Origin of the sequence: Bradyrhizobium sp. (genome assembly GCF_016462955.1) — a bacterium.
GTDB lineage: Bacteria > Pseudomonadota > Alphaproteobacteria > Rhizobiales > Xanthobacteraceae > Bradyrhizobium.
Map to the genome: position 1 here is coordinate 1 of NZ_JAEMSD010000707.1, position 678 is coordinate 678.

The window sequence follows — 678 nt, forward strand, 5'->3', positions numbered from 1 at the left end:
AGCCGAAATCGTTGCGGAAGAAGGCGAGCAGCAGCGCATAGGTCATCGCCTGCGTGATGATCGACAGGTACACGCCGGTGACGCGGGAGCGGAACGCGAGCCAACCGAAGCAGAACGCAAGCAGGCCCGGCACCACCAGCACCATCAGCGCGGCGAACCAGAACATGTCGAAGCCGTACCAGTACCAGGGCAGCTTCTCCCAGTTCAGGAACACCATGAAATCCGGCAGGATCGGATTGCCGTAGACGCCGCGCGTGCCGATCTGCCGCATCAGGTACATGCCCATGGCGTAGCCGCCGAGCGCAAAGAAAGCGCCGTGGCCGAGCGAGAGGATGCCGCAATAGCCCCAGATCAGGTCGATCGACAGTGCCAGGATGGCGTAGCAGACATACTTGCCCCACAGCGCGACGAGGTAGGTCGGCACCTGCAGGAACGAGCCCGCGGGTAGCAGCAGGTTGGAGAGCGGAATGAGGATGCCGCAGGCCGCGACGACGGCAAGGAAGATCGTCGCGCCGCGGTCCAGCGATCGCGTCAGCATGTGAGGGGTCATGCTTCCACCGCACGGCCCTTGAGCGCGAACAGGCCGCGCGGCCGCTTTTGAATGAACAGGATGATGAGGACCAGGATGGCGATCTTACCGAGCACCGCGCCCGCGACCGGCTCCAGGAACTTGTTGGC

The 678-nt window shown here is 63.9% G+C and carries 1 pseudogene; it reads right to left on the bottom strand.

The window, feature by feature from the left end:
* Positions 1–550, bottom strand: a pseudogene (locus JHD07_RS37165) (urea ABC transporter permease subunit UrtC); the annotation flags it as partial.
* Positions 551–678 lie beyond the last annotated feature (128 nt).